A 16,000-nucleotide genomic window follows, 5' to 3' on the forward strand; every position below is an offset into this window, starting at 1 on the left:
GACACGCAAACGGCCGGACCCGAAGGCCGGCCGTTTGACAGAGTTCGGGTGCTGAACGGGTCAGGCCGCGCGTGCGGGAAGCCCCTCGTCGGCCTTTTCACCCGGCCGGTAGGTTTCGTACACGATCACCGTGATGTCGAGCTCGCCGAGCTGCTGCTCGATCAAGGGTTTGACCTCGGCCCAGCCCAGGCCGCCAACGCCGGTGGCCAAGCGCGGCAGCGCGAGGCTGGTCCAGCCTTCCTGCTGGGCTGCTTTGGCCAGCGCGCGCAGGGCATGGTTGACGTTGTGCACGCTGGCCTTGCCGGCGCGCGCACCGTGATCGTAGGCGGCTTCCTGGGTGAACAATGCAACGATGCGGTTCGGGTACACCCCGCCCCAAGTCCACAGGCCGCCGGCCTTCGGGTGCTGGGTGTGGCAGTAGTGGCGGAAGTCCTTGTACATCGCCGGCACGGCCTCGTGCAGGGCGAAGGCCAGACCCTGATCAAAGGCATCGTTGGGGGCGACACCGTGGGCGATGGCATCGGCTTGGCTGAAGCGGATATCACCGGATACGTAGCGGATCATGGGGCCTCCTGAAGGCGTGTGGGTGTGAGCCCATGCTGAGCCCGGCCGCGTCAGCCTCGCTTGACTGCGGTCAAGTGGCAGAGCGGTCTTCCACCGCGCTGACGGGGCAAGACGGGGGAGCCGCTCGACAGCGCCGGCTGTGATCGCATCGGCCGGTCACAGCGCAAGCAGACCGCCTGGGTGTTGGGTGGCGTGATTGATACAACATAATTTGCAATCTGTGTGCCGCACGCCACGTTGCGCAGAAAGGCAGCAATTTCAAACGACTGCATTCAGGTGTGAAGAAGCGGGGTGAAGTTCGCGCTGCGTCTGCCCGCGCAGGCACGTTGTGAAGGCGGCGATCGCGCGGATACAGTCGGCGGCCGAAGGGGGCACTGGCACCGGGGTGGTGCTCGCGCGCTCGGAAGCAACGATCAACAACGGGGAGAAACTCGATGCGTTCTATGAAGAAGTGGGCTCTGGCGCCGCTGGCCTTGTCATTTGCATTCGCCGCGATGGCGCAGGGGGGCGCGCGGCCGGGGACGATCCCGGACACGACGGTCGTTGCGCCGCATGGAGGCTTTCTGCCGCGCGCGGTGATCACCCAGGATTTCACTTCGGTCGCGACCGCGCCCAACGCCGCTGTGGCGGGGGTCTGCGCGCTCAACCAGCCGGCGATGGCGGGCTGGTTTGGTCGCAACAACGCTTCGCCGGCCGGCACGACCTGCATCTTCAACCCCAGCGACCCGGCGCCGTTCGTTGCGCAGGATGGCGGCGCGACTACCTATGCCAGCATGAACTTCAATTCCACCACGGGCTCGAATCCGATCAGCACCTGGCTGGTCAGCCCGCGGGTGAACTTTGGCACCGGCGCGCAGCTGTCGTTCTACTTCCGCAGCGCCAACGTCACGGGGACCAATTTTGCTGACCGCATCCAGGTGCGCCTGAGCACCGCGGCTGACACCGGCACGCCGGATGTCGGCACCGCGGTGACCGACGTCGGCACCTTCACCACCCTGCTCGCGGACATCAACCCGACCCTGGCACAGGCTTTTGTGACCTGTCCCGCCGGTGGCTTCGTGCTTGGCGCGCCGAACTCGGTGATCAATGGCACCGTGGAAGGCGCATGGTGCCAGGTCACCATCAACAACGCCGCGGGCATTCCCACCACCGGTAGCGGCCGCATCGCGTTCCGCCATTTCATCCAGACCAGCGCGGGTCCAGAAGGCGCCAACTCCAACTTCGTCGGCATCGATACCTTCAGCTTCGACGAGGGTGTCACCGGCACGTTCAACTACACCGTATCCCCATCCGCATTGAGCTTCAGCGGTGGCGTCGGCACGGGCACCGCCACGCAGAACGTCGTGGTCAGCGCCAGCGCAGGAAACACGGGAAATGTCACCCTCACCGGTTGCACCTTCGGTGGCGCCAACGCAGGCGACTTCTCGTTCTCGCCGGCGCCGGCATTCCCGATCGCGGTGGCGCCGGGCGCCAGCGTCAATCTGCCCGTCCGCTTCACCGCCGGTGCACTTGGCGCCCGCCCAGCGTCGCTCAGCTGCACCTCTGGCGTTGGTGTTGCGGTCGGCGGCGGCTTCCCGGTGGCGTTGAATGGCACGGGCTCAAGCGGAACGCTTTCGGTGTCGGCCGCCGCCGTCGCGTTCGCCAATCAGAACATCGGCGGCACGCAGCAGCGCACGGTGACTGTCAGCAACACCGGCGCAGGCCCCTTGACTGTTTCCTCCATCAGCGCCCCGACCGCGCCGTTTGCGCTGACCACCGCCGGTTCCTGTGGCGCCACCCCGTTCGTGCTGCAGGCTGGAGCCAGCTGCACCTTGATCTACGGCTTCTCACCCACGACGGCCGGTGCGTTCTCCAGCGCGGTGACCATCTCGACGAACGGAGGCAATGCTGGCGTTTCTCTGACCGGCACCGGCGTCAACATTCCCCCGGCCCCTCAGCAGGTCGACACTCTGTCGCCTTGGGGGTTGGGCCTGCTGGCCATGCTGATCGGTTTGATTGCCGTTGCAATGGTGCGTCGTCGCGACTGATTCCACGCTTGCATCGATAGCGTTGCCGCGCGAGCCCCAGGAGCGATTCCGGGGCTCGCTTGTTTCTGCGTGGCCGCGGTGATTGCCTGAGTGGCGAATCCGGTCGCGCCGGCAGGCTGCTCAGACATCAGTACGCCTACCCGGTCCGTGTGGCGCCCGATGCTGAGGTCTGCGTGTGGGTCGGCTAGCGACTCAGCTGTACACCAAGGCCGATGCGGGTACGCGGATGCTCGCGGAGATTCAGGTCGCGCGGCCACAGGTGCATTTCGAGCGCATCGACCTCGGGCCAAATGTAGTCTTCGCCGTTCAACCGGCCGAGGCGCTCCCCGCTGATCCGGCCCGATACGGTGACAAAGCGCCCGGGCACCACTTCCGCCGGGTCGAGGCGTCCTGCGCGCACCGCGATGAAGCGGCCACCGTCGCGGGCCTGCGGCACCGGTCGCGCCTGCGCATCGAGCGGATAGCCCAGCAGTTCGATCGCGGCATGGCCGGCGAATTCGCGCAGCTCGATCACCATGCCGCCCCAGAGCACGCTGCGCTCCAGCTGCTCGTTGATGCTGCGGGCGACATCCCGTGGCGCCGGGCTGGCGTGCGCGGGGATGTGTTTGAACACCGGCGTGGCGACGCAGCCGCCGAGCAGCAACACCAGGGTGACCGCCAGCGGGCGCATGCTCAGGCTTCCTTCTTCAGCCAGTCGAGCCGCGAGCTGGGCAACTGTTCGCCAAGGCTGTCGCGCAGCACCGGCAGCGCCTGCGCCAGTGCCTGATCGAACCGGTACGGCGGGTTCACCAGCACCAGGCCGCAGCCGTTCATGCGCAGCGGCGAATCGTCCGGCCGCACCAGCAGTTCGGCCAGCAGCACCGATTGCGCAGGAAGGTCGGCGGCGCGACGCAGAAAGCGGGCCACACCGGCACGGCGCTTGATCGGAAACCAGATCGCGAAGCTGCATTGGGCGAAGCGTGCCAGTCCATCGCGAACCGCGCCGAGAATCGCGTCGTACTCGTCTTCCTGCGCCTCGTACGGCGGGTCGATCAGCACCAGCGCGCGGCGCTCGGGCGGTGGCACCAGGGCACGTACTGCCGCATAGCCATCGCGCAGCTCCGAGCGTGCATTGGGGTAGGGCGCCAACGCCTTCGACAGTGCGGAGTGCTCGCCGGGCTGCAGCTCGCAGACGATCAAGCGATCCTGCGGCCGCAGCGCGCGCGCCGCCAGCAAGGGCGAGCCCGGGTAAGCGCGCAGCGCGGCGATGGTATTGCCGCCGGTGGGGAAGGTCTCCGCATCGAAGCGGTCCACGGCCTCCAAATAGGCGGCCAGCAGCGGCGGTGGCGTGGCCTTGCGCTTGGGCTGCTGTTCGATCGGGCGGCGATCGATCAATTTGAGGATGCCGCCCTCGGATTCGCCGGTGCGTTGGGCGTCACCTGCGTCCAGCAGATAGCCACCTCGGCCGCCGTGGGTATCGACCAGCAGAAAGCCGCTGTCTTTGCGCTGAAAAGCCTCGATCAGCCCGAGCAGGGCGGCGTGTTTGAGTACGTCGGCGAAGTTGCCGGCATGGAAGCTGTGCTTGTAATTCATGCCGGCATTATGGCGTACGCCTGCCGACCAAAGGCTGCAAAGAGCGCACAGCCTGCCGGCTTGCGCTTAAAGTGCGCGCACACAAGACACCGCCTTGGGGGCGACATGAAGCGCGTATTGAAATGGATTTTGCGGCTGCTGCTGGTGCTGTTGATCGGTAGCGGTGGCTTGCTCGCCCACACGCTGTGGTTCAAGCCGCTGAAGATCGAGTGGTTCTACGAGCGCGTGTTCGCCGAATTCGCCTTCAACAGCCCCGAGCTGCTGTCTTCGCTGCGTATCCTGCCCAGCTGGCTGGACTGGTACAGCGATGATCTGGACGACGCATCAATGGCCGGCGAGCAGGCGCTTCGGCAGAAAGTGCAGGACGACCTCGCCACCCTGCGCAGCTACGACCGCGAGTCGCTGGATGCCGACGGCAAGCTCTCCTACGACCTGCTGGAGACCTTCCTGGCGACCCAGGCCGACGGCGATGAATACGCGTATCACAACTACCCCTTGAACCAGCTGTTCGGTATCCAGAACGGTCTGCCGACCTTCCTGGCGACGCAGCACCCGATCAACTCGCCTGCCGATGCGACCGCATACATCTCCCGCCTGGGCCAGATCCAGCGCAAGTATTCGCAAGTGATGGAAGGGCTGCGCCATCGCGAGACGCTGGGCATCCTTCCGCCGCGATTCGTGGTCGAAAAAGTGCTGACCGAGATGCGTGCCTTCGTCGCCGGCACGCCGGAGAGCAACCTGCTCTACACCAGCTTTGACGAGAAGCTGCGCGGCCTGCAGGCCAAGGGCCTGAGCGAGGCCGAGGTCGAGGGCCTGCGCGCCGAGGCCAAGCGGCTGATCCAGGACAGCGTGTATCCGGCCTATGGCGAATTCATCGCCTACTACGAAGCCCTGCTGCCGAAGGTTCAGGACAACCACGGTGTGTGGTCGTTGCCGGATGGCGCCGCCTACTACGCCTGGGAAGTCCGCTCCAACACCACCACCGACATGACGCCGGACGAAGTACACGCGCTGGGCCTGAGCGAAGTCGAGCGCATCGGTGCCGAGATGGACGCGATCCTGCAGGCCGAGGGCCTGACCGAAGGCAGCATCGGCGCACGGGTGCAGGTGATCGCCCAGCGCGAGGATCAGCTGTATCCGGATACCGACGAGGGCCGCCAGCAGATCATCGATGACTTCCAGACCATCATCGACGAGATTGATCAGGGCGTGGGCGATGTCTTCAACCTGCGCCCGGATTCCGGCGTCAAGGTCGAGCGCGTGCCGGAATTCCGCGAGAAGACCGCGCCGGGCGCCTACTACAACGGGCCGGCCTTTGATGGTTCACGCCCGGGCATTTTCTACATCAACCTGCGCAACACCAAAGAGGTCGCGCGTTTCAGCATGCGTACCCTGGCCTATCACGAGGCCATTCCTGGCCACCATTTCCAGATCGCGATCCAGCAGGAGCTGACCGGCGTTCCGACCTTCCGCAAGCTGCTGCCCTTCACCGCCTATGCCGAGGGCTGGGCGCTGTACACCGAGCGTCTGGCCTGGGAGATGGGCTTCCAGGACAAGCCGCTGGACAACCTTGGTCGGCTGCAGGCTGAAATGTTCCGCGCCGTGCGTCTGGTGGTCGATACCGGCATGCACCACAAGCGCTGGACCCGCGAGCAGGCGATCGCCTACATGCTCGACATGACCGGCATGCCGGAGACCGATGTCGTCGCCGAGATCGAGCGCTATCTGGTAATGCCCGGCCAGGCCCTGGCCTACAAGGTCGGCATGAACGCGATCCTTGAAGCACGTGAGCGCGCCAAGACCGCGCTGGGTGAGCGCTTCGATCTCAAGGCCTTCCACGATGTGGTGCTGAAGTCGGGCTCGATGCCGATGACCTTGATGAACCGCCAGGTTGATGACTGGGTCAAGGCCGAGCTGGCCAAGACTGCAGGCTGATCGGATCACGGGCGGCTGCGCGCGGACTGCGGTCCGCCGCGTCGCCCGACACTCTTGGCCTGTAGCACTCCGCAGAGCGCCTGTGCAGCGCTGCAATGGCCTGCACACGGCGGAGGCCTGGGCTAGCAGCCTGTCGGACTTTGGTTGGCCGGGCTGCAAATCCGCCTACGCGGTCCATTTTTCCGCCGATTCTTGGCCAATAGATCCCACTATTGGCCTGCAAATCGTCGAAAAACTGTCCTCTCGCAGTCGACTATCGCCTCGACCCCCAAAGCCCGACAGGCTGCCAGGCGCCGCAGTTCGAACCTTGTCGAGGATCGGAACCAGCAATGCACCGATGAGCCCTCCGATGAGTTCAGTCGACACCCTCGCCCTGATCGAAAGCCACTACGCCGCCTTCAATCGCGGTGACCGCGAAACCATGCTCGCCCAGCTGGGCGAGGCGGTTGTTCATGATCTGAACCAGGGCGCCCGCGAGACCTTTCATGCCTCCATGCAGCGGCTGGATCGCTGCTACGCCTAGCAGCTCAGCGACATCTTGCTGATGGTCGGCAGTGATGGCGCTCGCGCCGCCGCGGAGTACGTCGTGCACAGTCAGTACAAGGCCGATGACGAGGGCCTGCCGTCCGCGCACGGCCAACGCGACGTGCTGCCCGGCGGCGCGTTCTTCAGCATCGAGAACGGACACATCAGCCGCGTCAGCAACGGCTACAACCTGCAGGACCAGATCGCGCAGGTGCAGGGCGGATGAGGCTGCGGGTCGGCCCCGCCGAGAAAGTCGGCGCCGGGGCTGGACCGGCCGCCGAAGGAGGCACCCTGTGCCAGCGTGCTCTGCTTGCCGGAGCGCGTCGCTTGCGCGAGTGCCTTCGCACCCGAGGCGTTGCTGCGGCCGCGCGATGAACTCTCCAATCCGCTGGCGGTGCCGTCGCCTTCACTCGGGGTTCACTTCCGCATCACGAAACTCGCGGCGCGACTGCGGGCCCCTCTGGTCATGTGCAATGCATGGCGATGTCGGAGTCGTTTACCGATGCTCAGGCCCGCCGTCTGGACTCTCCAAGCCTCTCGCGAGGCCGGGCATCGAACTTACGATTGCCTTCGGAGTGACTCATGGAACTGTTGACCGGCCTCTGGCTGGGCATGCCCGTTTGGGTATGGCTCGCCTTCTTCGGCGCTGTGCTGGCCATCCTCGTTTTCGACCTCGGCGTCCTGCACAAGGAAGCACACGAGATCGACGTCAAGGAAAGCCTGTGGATGTCGGCGCTCTACATCGGACTGGGCCTGCTGTGGGCCGTGGCGGTGTGGTTCATCTACTACGAATACGGCGGCGAAAAGGCGATCGACCCACAGATCGCAAACCTGCCGACGAACGAGGCCAAAGCCTGGGAAGCGGTCAAGCTGTACCTGACCGGCTATCTGGTCGAGAAAGCGCTGGCGATGGACAACGTCTTCGTCATCTCGATGATCTTCACCTACTTCGCTGTGCCGCGGATCTACCAGCATCGCGTGCTGTTCTGGGGCATTCTCGGCGTGCTGGTGCTGCGCGCGATCATGATCGGCCTGGGCGCCGCCCTGGTGATGAACTTCTCGTGGATCCTGTACGTGTTCGCAGTGATCCTGATCGCCACCGGCGTCAAGATGCTGATGTCGATCGACGATCAGCCCGATATCGCCAACAACCGCGTACTGGCTTTCCTGAAAAAGCGGATGCGCCTGACCGAGGATCTTCACGGTGAGCGCTTCTTCGTCAAGCAAGCTGGGCCCGGCGGCAAGCTGCTGTGGTTCGCCACGCCGCTGTTCCTGTGTCTGGTGCTGGTCGAGATCGCCGACGTGGTGTTCGCGATTGACTCGGTGCCGGCGATCTTCGCGATCACGCCCGACCCCTTCATCGTCTACACCTCGAACATCTTCGCCATTCTCGGCCTGCGCGCCCTGTACTTCGCGCTGGCGGCGATGGTGCATCGCTTCCACTACCTGAAGTACGCGCTCGCCTTCGTGCTGATCTTCATCGGTTCGAAGATCTTCGTCGGCGATTGGCTGTTCGGCGGCAAGGTGCCGGCTGAGATCAGCCTGGGCGTGACCTTCGGCCTGCTGCTTGGCGGCGTGGTGTATTCGCTCTGGAAGTCGCGGGATCAGGCCACACCGACCTGAAACGACTGACGCCCGAAGGCCCGCGGTTCGCCGCGGGCCTTCGATTGTCTGCATCCAGCAGACTGCCTCATTCCCTGGAACTCTCCGCTCAATGAGCTCTAATTTTCCGAACGCTTCGCCCTCTGCGACCCCCACGCGCCGCGGCGTTCTCGACTGGATCGAATGGCTCGGCAACAAGCTTCCGGAGCCGGCGCTGCTGTTCGCACTGCTCGCCTTTCTTGTGGTCTTGCTGTCCTTCGCGGGCTCCCAGCTGCAGTGGAGCGTGCAGCCCGTGAAGCCCGTGCTGCAGATGCAGGAGATCGTTCAGGCCGATGGCAGCACGGTGAACCAGCCGGTGCTGGATGCCAGTGGTCGGCCCGAGCTGGATCTTGTTGCAAGCGGGGCACCCATTGAGCCGCGCTCTCTGCTGACGGCCGATGGCGTGTACTGGATGCTGTCCTCGGCGCTACGCAACTTCGCACTGATGCCGGCGCTGCCGCTGATCTTCGTGGCCATGCTCGGCATTGGCCTCGCGGAGAAGTTCGGCTTCTTCTCCGCGCTGATGCGCGCGATGGCCATGCTGACGCCAAAGCGCCTGCTGACACCAGCCGTGGTGATGCTGGGCGCCACCGCGTCGGTGGCCTCGGACGCCGGCTACATCATTCTTCCGCCGCTGGCGGCTGCGCTGTACCTCGCGGTCGGGCGACATCCGGTCGCCGGCATGGCTGCGGCCTTCGCCGGTGTGGCCGGCGGCTTTGGTGCGGGCTTCTTCCCGAACGGAAGCGACGCCGTGCTCACCGGCTTCGCCCAGGATGCCGCGCGGATCATCGATCCCGACTATTCGGTGTCGATGCTGCACAACTACTTTTTCAAGGTCGTCTCGGTCTTCGCGGTGATGGCGGCGGGCTGGTTCGTCACTGATGTCATCGTTGAGCCTCGCCTCGATCGGCAGCATTCCGGCGACAAGCACAGCGGCCCTGACGACACTGCCGGCGCGATGGCCCTGACGCCGATCGAGCGGCGCGGCCTGAAGATGGCGCTTGCCAGCCTTGTCTTGGGGCTGGGTCTGCTGATGACCGCCGTGCTGGTGCCCGGCATGCCGCTGTATGGCTACGGCCAAACCAGCCTGCCAAACGCTCGCGCGCTGACCGAAACGAGCATTTCGGTGCAACCGGCTGGAAGCGCGACGGCGAGTGGCGCGACCGTTCTGGCGGACACGCCGCTGGTGATTGCCGCCGAGGGCGCACCGCGCCTGCGCGAGTCGCCGGGCCCGCGCTGGTCGCATGTGATCGTACCTGCGATCGTCATCCTGTTCCTGCTGGCGGGCATCGCGTACGGCCTCAGCACGGGTGCCCTGCGCGGTCAGCAGGACCTGGCCGATGCACTGAATCACGGCGTGAAAAGCATCGTGCCGGTGCTGGTGATGCTGTTCTTCCTGGCCCAGTTCACCGCGTATCTGAACTACAGCGGCCTCGATCGCATGCTCGCCTACGCGGGTGGCAGCTTTCTGTTCGAGGCTGATCTGCCGATCTGGGGCCTGGTGATCGCCTTCGTGCTGGTGGTGGTTTTCGGCGACTTCGCGATGAGCGGCATGCTCAGCAAGTTCGGCGTGCTGGCACCGATCTTCATCCCGATGTTCATGATCGTGGGCATGAGTCCGGAGCTGACTACAGCGGCGTATCGCATCGGCGATTCGGTGGTCAATATCGTTACTCCGCTGAACTCCTACCTGCTGATCATCCTTGCGGTCTTCCAGAAGTACCGCGCCAGCGCCGGGCTCGGAACTCTGATCGCACTGATGGTCCCGTACTCGATCGTTATCGGTCTGGTATGGACCGCGATGCTGGTGGCATGGGTGCTGATCGGTGCGCCCTTGGGCCCGGACTCGCCCCTGTACTACGTGCCCGGCGGGTGATCCGGCCGGGCAAGCCCGCGAACAGCAATACGGTGATCGCGCCTTGGCTGGAGGACAGCGATAGAGGGCGCTGCGGCGGCGCTCATGCGTGGTCTCTGTTCCGGCTTTTCTGCGCGAACTCGGGTCTTGCAGTGGGTGGCTGCTGCCAGCCGAGATGGTTCAGATGCTGAGCTTCCGCGTGCTGCTGCGCGGGGGTGATGTGCGCTTCGGAGCGTGCGAGTTCAGGCCGTGCCGGGCTGATACTCTCGCGGCTTCACAACCTGTGTTCAAAGGAGACCAAAAGCCATGCGAATTCTTGTCGCCATCGACGGCAGCCACTTCGGCGAGGCCGCGCTCGCACACGCGCTGGAACTCAATGGGCGGCTCAGCCAGCCCGCCGCAATCACCCTGATTCACGTTGCGCTATCGGCGCCGCCGCGCGCGGCGAGCGCAGTGGGCGGCGAGATTCTGCACAGCTACTACCAGCAGGAGCACGACGCGGCCCTGGCGAAAGCGCGGGAAACGCTTGCGGCCGCGCAGCTGCAGGCCACCGAAGTCACCTGCGTCGGTGCGCCCGGCCGGCAGATTGCCGAACATGCGAATCAGGGCTCATTCGATCTGGTGGTGATGGGATCACACGGACACGGAGCATTGACCGGCCTGCTGCTTGGCAGCACGGTCAGCGCCGTACTGTCACTCACCAAGGTGCCGCTGCTGATCGTCCGTTGATCTTGCGAGCGTCGCGCCCACGGCCCGCATCGCCGACGAAGCGACGGAGATCGAGGCTCTCCATTCTCTCAGCGGCCTCCAGCACGGCGGTGAGGCGTGAAAGCAGTGAAGAAGGCCCAGAAGCCGCAGCGGGGACGTCGCTGGGCGTTCGTTGCCAAGCGCGGTACGCGGGTTCAAGGGAGTTTCGCGAGCCAGTACTCCCGGAATTCCCGTAGCGCGTGAATGCGACGGGTGTTCAGCGACAGCCGCAGTGGGCGGATGGCAATTTCCCATGCATTGCAGCGTGCTCGAGCTTCTGCTGGAAACCCGAGCTGTGTTGAAAAAACATTCGCGCGGGGCGTCGAGATCTGCTCGACGCCCCGCGACGGGTGCTAGGCGGGGCGGGCGAGCTGGCTATTGCGGTAGCCGTACAGGAAGTACACCACCAGGCCCAGTGCGGTCCAGCCGAGGAACAGCAGCTCGGTGTGCCCGGACAGGTTCAGGAACAGGAACAGGCAGCCGAAGATCGCCAGCGGGCAGATCAGCCACGCCATCGGCACCTTGTAGGCGCGCGGCCGGTTCGGTTCGGTACGGCGCAGGATCAGTACCGCAGCGGCGACCATCGCGAAGGCGAACAGCGTGCCCGAGTTCGAGATGTCGGCCAGCATGCGGACTGGGAACATGCCGGCGAACAGCGCGACCGCCACGCCCGTGATCATCGTGATGATGTGCGGCGTGTGGTACTTCGGGTGCACCTTGGAGAGCCGCTCCGGGAGCAGGCCGTCGCGGGACATCACGAAGAAGATGCGGGTCTGGCCGTAGAGCATCATCAGCACGACCGAGGGCAGGGCGAGGCCAGCGGCCACGGCCACCACCGTGCCGACCCAGGGATAGCCGAGCTGGCGCAGCACCAGGGCCAGCGGTTCCTTCGAGTTCGCGAGTGCACCGTCGGGCTGGGCGCCCATCGCGCCGATGGCGGCGGCGGCGACCAGCAGATAGATCAGCGTGCAGACGCCCAGCGAACCGAGGATGCCGATTGGCATGTTCCGCTGCGGATTCTTCGTTTCTTCGGCGGCGGTCGACACCGCGTCGAAGCCGACGTAGGCGAAGAAGATCGTCGCCGCGGCGGCCGTAACGCCCACCGTCAGCAGGCTGCCGCCGATCTCACGCTCATTGGCCCAGAAACCGTTGGGCAAGAAAGGTGCGAAGTTGGTGCCATCGAAGGACGGCAGCGCGATGGCGATGAAGATGCCCAGCGCCACCAGCTTGATCACCACCAGGAAGGCGTTGAATGCCGCGCTCTTCGAGGTGCCGAGGACGAGCAGGCCCGCGATCAGCAGGGCGCAGCCGGCGGCCAGGACGTTGAACGTGCCGGGCTGCTCGACGCCGTTGACCGTGATGGTGTCGAACGGTCCGGCCATCATGCTTGGAGGCAACTGGATGCCAATCTGGTAAAGGATCCCATGCATGTAGCCTGACCAGCCGACCGAAACCGCGCCGGCCGCGACCGCGTACTCCAGCACCAGCGCCCAACCGACGACCCACGCGGCCAGCTCGCCGAGGACGGCGTACGTATACGTGTAGGCCGAGCCGGAGACCGGGACCATCGAGGCCAGCTCGGCGTAGGACAGCGCCGCCAACGCACAGACCACGGCGGCGATGACGAAGCTGATCATCATCGCCGGCCCCGCAGACTGGGCGGCGACCGAGGTCAGAACGAAGATGCCGGTACCGATGATCGCGCCAATGCCGAGCAGGGTGAGCTGCAGGGCGCCGAGCTGCCGCTTCAGCGACTTCTTCTCGGCGTTTTCCAGGATCTGGTCGAGCGGCTTGACGCGCCAGAAAAGCATAGTTTGTTCCCTCAATGAATCGGTAGGCGTTGGGTTTCAGGGCGCCCACGACCGCGCGCCCGGGAGGAGAGTAGTCGCACTCAGCCGGTTGGGAAAGCCCGCACGAGGGCGCAGGCGCTGGAACCACGGGTCACCATGCTTGGGTGCATTTGCTGGCAATCTCGGTCTCGCGGATCGGATGCAGCACTGCCCGGTCTAGACGTCGCGCAGCGAACCAGCCTGCGCTGGTACAGCGTTCTCGGCGACCTCGGAAACGGCGAAGCTGCGCTGTATCCAGGATTGTGCCGGCCAGCTGGCGGGCGCGTGGTTCACGTTGGATTCCGCGGGCCGTAGCGACGACGCCGACAGCCCGCACGGGTTCTCAGTGCTTGGAAGCCCGCAGCCGAACGACAGCGGCATCGCACCGCTGACGATCCCGCGCACGCAGGGCGGTGTGTTCGATGCGGCTCCGAGGCAGAACAACTGCCGCGCAGGCAATGCCGAGTTGGTGTTCGCATCCGGAGATCGCGCCGTGCTGCGCTACCGCTTCGACGCCAATGCGGGTTGGGCCGGGGACTACGCCGGGCGCGCCGGCGAGATCCCGCTGCAGCGCTTCGAGTCCGGCGCGCAGTGCCCATCTTCCGCCGCGACATCGATTGGGCGATCGACGCGCTCAAGGCCGCAGTTGCCGGAACGAGGTCGCAGCTTTGGCGAGTGGCCCAGCCCGGTCAAGCGCCGGAGTAGAGCCAACCCTTCGGGCGCTCACCCATGCAGGGCGGGCGAACCGTGGACGCCCGGCGCGTCGATCCAGTCTTCGCGTTGCAGCGGCGACAGCCCGTGGCGGACTCGGGCGCGGTCGCACTTCGCGCTTGGTTGGCCGTCTTCCCAGGCGGCCTGCAGCTCGCGGCAGGGCGAAGGCCGGCGCGCGTAGACGCTGCAGCGGGTAGCGCGGCCGATCGTGCCCTCCAGTGCGATGCACTGCGGTTGCGCGGCGTCGGTGCCGCGCATTGCCACCCGCTGCGGGTCGAGCTTCTGGGTCAGGGCCTCGGGCACGCCATCAGGCGAATGCGGTGCGGCCTCGGCCCAGTAGAACGAAACGCGGAAATACGCACAGCAGGCCCCGCAGCTGAGACATGGGTGAGCGGCTGAGGGCATGGCAAGGCTTCCAGTGCTGCGGCATCGGATGAGTAGGTTGCATCGACGAGAGTCGACGGCATGGGTGGCGCAGCGTAACGGCATTGCGCCCCCGCAGCATGCCCGTGCCGGGAGCGATGCAGCGGCGAGGCTCGCGAGGACGCGAGCGGTCGTCGCGTGCGCCGAGCTGCGCCGGTCAATGGGCTTGCGGATTTGCCGAGGGCCAAGCCGACGGCCGGGGATGGGCTGCATGGTAGAATTCGCCGGTTTTTCGCGGCGGGCCGGCGGCTTTCGGGCCACCGTGAACCGCGCTCGCGAACCCTTCCATCCAGCCCTAGATTGGACCCAGATGCCCAAGCTTGCCCAACGTATGGGGCGCGCCAAGCCCAGCGCGATCATGCAGATCGTCGAGAAAGCCCGAAAGCTCAAGGCTGAAGGCCGCGACATCATCAGTTTCTCGATCGGGGTGCCGAATTTCCTGCCGGGTGAGCATGTCTATGCCGCCGCGCGCGAGGCTTTGGCCAAGGACAGCGGCCAGTACGGCAGCAACCGCGGCAGCGATGCGCTGCTGGATGCGTTCCTCAAGCACATCGAAGCGGCCGGCCTGATCGGCTACCAGCGCAAGCACTGCGCCACCGGCATCGGCGCGAAGCACATCCTCTACAACCTCGCCGAAGTGCTGCTCGATCCGGGCGACGAGATCGTGTTTCCGTCGCCGTACTGGACCACCTACGCGGATATCGCCGAGATCGTCGGCGCGCGCGCCCATGTGCTGCCGTGCCCGGCCAGCCAGAACTACAAGCTCACCCCGGACCAGCTCGATGCAGCGCTGGCGCGTGGGCCCAAGGTGTTCCTGTTCAACAACCCGTCGAACCCGACCGGCATGGTCTACACCCGCGATGAAATCGCCGCGCTGGCGGATGTGATCGCCCGCCACCCCGATATCTGGGTGATCTGCGACGACATCTATCACCGCATGGTGTTCAGCGGCCACGCGTATCACAACATCCTGCACTTCCGGCCTGAGCTGGCCGACCGAGTGGTTTTCGTCGATTCGCTGTCGAAGACCTACGGTATGCCGGGCTGGCGCGTCGGCTTCATGGCCGGCCCCGAAGTGGTGGCGCAGGCGCTGACCACGATGAACTCCAACCACATCACCAATGTGCCCGAGGTCGTGGTGGCTGCCGCCATCGCAGCGCTGTCCGGCCCGCAGGACGTGCCGGCAGCGAAGGCGCGCGAGTTCGAAGCCAAGCGCGATCGTGTGCTGGCCGCGCTTGCGCAGATCCCCGGGTTGCGCTGCCCGCGGCCGGATGGCGCGTTCTATGTGTTTCCGGACATCTCCTGCGCGTTCGGGCGCAAGCACGGCGAGCGCGTAATCCGCGATGACATCGATTTCTGCGCGGTGCTGCTCGAAGAAAAGGGCGTGGCCTGCGTGCCCGGTTCCGCGTTTGGCGAGCCTTCTGCGCTGCGGATTTCCTACACCTGCACGGATGCCCAGCTGGACGAAGGTCTGCAGCGCATCCAAGCGCTGTTCGCGGAACTGGTCTGAGTGCGCCTGTGGCTAACCGCTCTGGTCGTGCTCGTGCTTGTTGCGCTGTTGCGCTCCGGGCCCTCGCAGCAGGACGTACTGGCGCGGCTGCCGGATGCCGGAAATCCCAAGCGCGTGCTGATGGTCAGCGCCGAATGGTGCGGTTACTGCCAGCGTCAGATCGCCGATTTCAAGTCAGCTGGGGTCCGCTACACCGTGCTCGATTTCGACCAGCATGAGGGCCGCAGCCTGGTCGCCGATCTCGGCGGTCGCGGCGTGCCGCTGACCGTGATTGGCGACGAAGTGATCAACGGCTACAACCGACCGCTGCTGAAACAGCGGCTTGCTGCAATCGGCTACACACTGCGCTGAGGCTGCGGCTTGAGCGCCGAACTTTCACCCCTGACTCCACCCCAGACCGACAGGACCTCCCCATGAAAACCCCCGTCCGCGTTGCAGTGACCGGCGCCGCCGGCCAGATCGGCTACTCCCTGCTGTTCCGCATCGCCTCCGGCGAAATGCTGGGCAAAGACCAACCGGTGATCCTGCAGATGCTTGAGCTGCCGATGGAGAAGGCCCAGGCCGCGCTCAAGGGCGTGATGATGGAGCTCGAAGACTGCGCGTTCCCGCTGCTGGCCGGCATGGTCGGCACCGATGACCCGATGGTCGCGTTCAAGGACGC

General features: G+C 65.5%; 12 protein-coding genes and 2 pseudogenes. 9 read left to right on the forward strand and 5 right to left on the reverse strand.

The genetic code is table 11. The annotated features are described in order from the left end of the window. Nucleotides 1-60: 60 nt before the first annotated feature. A complete protein-coding gene (locus ACIQ7H_RS11370) occupies nt 61-564 on the reverse strand; it encodes a macro domain-containing protein (protein ID WP_395791475.1) in 504 nt (167 codons plus the stop codon). Nucleotides 565-1,007: 443 nt separating this feature from the next. On the opposite strand from ACIQ7H_RS11370, the gene ACIQ7H_RS11375 reads away from it, so the two are divergent. Next, complete coding sequence (locus tag ACIQ7H_RS11375) at nt 1,008-2,591, forward strand: IPTL-CTERM sorting domain-containing protein (protein WP_395791477.1); 1,584 nt, start codon at nt 1,008-1,010, stop codon at nt 2,589-2,591. A gap of 184 nt (nt 2,592-2,775) precedes the next feature. On the opposite strand, the gene ACIQ7H_RS11380 is transcribed toward ACIQ7H_RS11375, so the two are convergent. Beyond that, the gene (locus ACIQ7H_RS11380) at nt 2,776-3,261 is read right to left on the reverse strand and encodes a Slp family lipoprotein (protein WP_395791479.1); all 486 of its coding nucleotides are present in this window, start codon (nt 3,259-3,261) and stop codon (nt 2,776-2,778) included. A 2-nt stretch (nt 3,262-3,263) separates the two neighbouring features. Next, the gene (locus tag ACIQ7H_RS11385; protein ID WP_395791481.1) at nt 3,264-4,163 is read right to left on the reverse strand and encodes a 23S rRNA (adenine(2030)-N(6))-methyltransferase RlmJ; all 900 of its coding nucleotides are present in this window, start codon (nt 4,161-4,163) and stop codon (nt 3,264-3,266) included. A 117-nt stretch (nt 4,164-4,280) separates the two neighbouring features. On the opposite strand from ACIQ7H_RS11385, the gene ACIQ7H_RS11390 reads away from it, so the two are divergent. From ACIQ7H_RS11390 to ACIQ7H_RS11410, 5 genes and pseudogenes are all read left to right on the forward strand, one after another. Further along, nucleotides 4,281-6,098: a DUF885 domain-containing protein gene (locus ACIQ7H_RS11390; RefSeq protein ID WP_395791483.1), complete on the forward strand. Its 1,818-nt coding sequence runs from the start codon at nt 4,281-4,283 to the stop codon at nt 6,096-6,098. Nucleotides 6,099-6,447: 349 nt separating this feature from the next. Next, nucleotides 6,448-6,849 (forward strand): annotated as a pseudogene (locus ACIQ7H_RS11395) (nuclear transport factor 2 family protein). Between the two features lie 356 nt (nt 6,850-7,205). Then, nucleotides 7,206-8,246 (forward strand): TerC family protein, encoded by a 1,041-nt coding sequence (locus ACIQ7H_RS11400; protein ID WP_395791485.1) that lies wholly within the window; start codon nt 7,206-7,208, stop codon nt 8,244-8,246. A gap of 91 nt (nt 8,247-8,337) precedes the next feature. Beyond that, entirely contained in the window at nt 8,338-10,140 is a 1,803-nt protein-coding gene (locus tag ACIQ7H_RS11405) for an AbgT family transporter (RefSeq protein ID WP_395791487.1), read from the forward strand. 285 nt (nt 10,141-10,425) lie between these two features. Then, complete coding sequence (locus tag ACIQ7H_RS11410; RefSeq protein WP_395791489.1) at nt 10,426-10,848, forward strand: universal stress protein; 423 nt, start codon at nt 10,426-10,428, stop codon at nt 10,846-10,848. A gap of 371 nt (nt 10,849-11,219) precedes the next feature. On the opposite strand, the gene ACIQ7H_RS11415 is transcribed toward ACIQ7H_RS11410, so the two are convergent. Both ACIQ7H_RS11415 and ACIQ7H_RS11420 read right to left on the reverse strand, forming a co-directional pair. Then, the gene (locus ACIQ7H_RS11415; protein ID WP_395791491.1) at nt 11,220-12,677 is read right to left on the reverse strand and encodes an amino acid permease; all 1,458 of its coding nucleotides are present in this window, start codon (nt 12,675-12,677) and stop codon (nt 11,220-11,222) included. A 741-nt stretch (nt 12,678-13,418) separates the two neighbouring features. Then, on the reverse strand, nt 13,419-13,811 hold the full coding sequence (locus ACIQ7H_RS11420) for a YkgJ family cysteine cluster protein (protein ID WP_395791493.1): 393 nt from the start codon (nt 13,809-13,811) through the stop codon (nt 13,419-13,421). A gap of 328 nt (nt 13,812-14,139) precedes the next feature. Here ACIQ7H_RS11420 and ACIQ7H_RS11425 point away from each other — a divergent pair, with 328 nt between their 5' ends. The 3 genes and pseudogenes from ACIQ7H_RS11425 to ACIQ7H_RS11435 all read left to right on the forward strand — a co-directional run. Next, nucleotides 14,140-15,339, forward strand: a complete 1,200-nt coding sequence (locus tag ACIQ7H_RS11425) for a pyridoxal phosphate-dependent aminotransferase (RefSeq protein WP_395791495.1) — start codon at nt 14,140-14,142, stop codon at nt 15,337-15,339. Further along, on the forward strand, nt 15,340-15,690 hold the full coding sequence (locus tag ACIQ7H_RS11430; protein WP_395791497.1) for a glutaredoxin family protein: 351 nt from the start codon (nt 15,340-15,342) through the stop codon (nt 15,688-15,690). It begins immediately after the preceding gene. A 62-nt stretch (nt 15,691-15,752) separates the two neighbouring features. Further along, nucleotides 15,753-16,000 (forward strand): annotated as a pseudogene (locus ACIQ7H_RS11435) (malate dehydrogenase); the annotation flags it as partial.

This window comes from Aquimonas sp. (genome assembly GCF_044377145.1).
Classification (GTDB): domain Bacteria; phylum Pseudomonadota; class Gammaproteobacteria; order Xanthomonadales; family Xanthomonadaceae; genus Aquimonas.

Coding starts and splice junctions, on each gene's coding strand:
- ACIQ7H_RS11370 (WP_395791475.1), bottom strand. CDS start 564: ATGATCCGCTACGTATCCGGTGATATCCGCTTCAGCCAAGCCGATGCC.
- ACIQ7H_RS11375 (WP_395791477.1), top strand. CDS start 1,008: ATGAAGAAGTGGGCTCTGGCGCCGCTGGCCTTGTCATTTGCATTCGCC.
- ACIQ7H_RS11380 (WP_395791479.1), bottom strand. CDS start 3,261: ATGCGCCCGCTGGCGGTCACCCTGGTGTTGCTGCTCGGCGGCTGCGTC.
- ACIQ7H_RS11385 (WP_395791481.1), bottom strand. CDS start 4,163: ATGAATTACAAGCACAGCTTCCATGCCGGCAACTTCGCCGACGTACTC.
- ACIQ7H_RS11400 (WP_395791485.1), top strand. CDS start 7,206: ATGGAACTGTTGACCGGCCTCTGGCTGGGCATGCCCGTTTGGGTATGG.
- ACIQ7H_RS11405 (WP_395791487.1), top strand. CDS start 8,338: ATGAGCTCTAATTTTCCGAACGCTTCGCCCTCTGCGACCCCCACGCGC.
- ACIQ7H_RS11410 (WP_395791489.1), top strand. CDS start 10,426: ATGCGAATTCTTGTCGCCATCGACGGCAGCCACTTCGGCGAGGCCGCG.
- ACIQ7H_RS11415 (WP_395791491.1), bottom strand. CDS start 12,677: ATGCTTTTCTGGCGCGTCAAGCCGCTCGACCAGATCCTGGAAAACGCC.
- ACIQ7H_RS11420 (WP_395791493.1), bottom strand. CDS start 13,811: ATGCCCTCAGCCGCTCACCCATGTCTCAGCTGCGGGGCCTGCTGTGCG.
- ACIQ7H_RS11425 (WP_395791495.1), top strand. CDS start 14,140: ATGCCCAAGCTTGCCCAACGTATGGGGCGCGCCAAGCCCAGCGCGATC.